The following is a 1138-nucleotide window of genomic DNA, read 5'->3' as shown; positions in this document are numbered from 1 at the left end:
AGATTCACAACGCTTGTCGATCTGCATTCTAGGTTAAGTCTAGTGTTTTATGGCACAATGTTTTAGTTAAGTGGTCGCGTTGTTCACTACTTAATTGGGCGTTAACTTTACCACTTAGTTAATCGGTATGCTGTTTTGTGTTATTATACTCATCTACTTACAGGTAATTAGGAGGTCTAAATGAACCCGAACTCATTTAGTGAGATTTTGAAATATGTTAGGGAGAACAACTCTCGTAATCTTACAACACAGCTAACAGTACTCATTTCACACGAAGACCACCAACCACTGGACTTTAATGGAAAGTGTTGTGGTTTCCAAGAAACTGATGAAGACAGTCGCCGAGATTTATGGTCTATTAAAGCTTACGAAGACAATGAAATTGACGCTCTTGAGTTTTTGTCAAATGACGTGCATATGGTGTTGTGTGAAGAAGAAGGTGTATTACGTCCTTATATTTATGCTCGTGGTGGGTATCACAACGATCTATTATATGCGGAAGAACTCGAACTAAAGTATGCTCAATTAGGCCTTTCAACATTGAATGAAGCATTCCCAATGAATGGCTCGCCTCAAAAGCTCGGCCAATAAGAAAGTTAACAAAGCATTTAAGCGTGATTCACAACGCTTGGCAGTTTCGCTTCGCTCAAGTATAGCCAAGCGTCGCTCACACCTTAATGCGGCGTTAGTTGCCAAAGAAGAAAAATCAACTAAATCAGCAAGTTTAGGGCTAATGTCCGTGTGTCTTTCTAGGTTTCTGTTTTCGTTTTCTAGCTTATCGGGTTTGATAAAATGGTGCTTTGGTTGATGCTTGGTTTGGACTTTCTGTTTCAGAAACTGATTCACTCGCGAGGAGTCAGCTCTGTTGGTTAGCCTTTCCAAAAGTTTCCTTTGGTGTTTAAAGCCCGTTTTCTGCGTCGCTGAAAATTCCAAGTGGTTTCAGTGACAGTCGCTTTGAAACTGCGCCTGGTTTGGGATATTAGCTAGCGTCAGAAATAGTGTTGGCAAAATCTCAATGGGCTTCAAATCTAAGACTTAGGGCAGGCAACTAACAAACAATTTAAGCAGATTCACAACGCTTGTCGATCTGCATTCTAGGTTAAGTTTAGTGTTTTATGGCACAATGTTTTAGTTAAGT

Annotated in this window: 1 protein-coding gene; it reads left to right on the top strand. The window is 40.1% G+C overall.

The features are described 5' to 3' along the window. The first annotated feature begins 180 nt into the window (after positions 1-180). Positions 181-591 (top strand): hypothetical protein, encoded by a 411-nt coding sequence (locus tag F0231_RS20750; protein ID WP_171761569.1) that lies wholly within the window; start codon positions 181-183, stop codon positions 589-591. Positions 592-1138: the final 547 nt, after the last annotated feature.

This window comes from Vibrio sp. RE86 (assembly GCF_013114545.1).
Classification (GTDB): Bacteria; Pseudomonadota; Gammaproteobacteria; order Enterobacterales; family Vibrionaceae; genus Vibrio.
This window is presented reverse-complemented; position numbering and strand designations above follow the sequence as displayed.

Bases quoted from the DNA above. Each gene is read 5' to 3' on its own strand.
- F0231_RS20750 (WP_171761569.1), top strand. From the start codon at position 181: ATGAACCCGAACTCATTTAGTGAGATTTTGAAATATGTTAGGGAGAAC.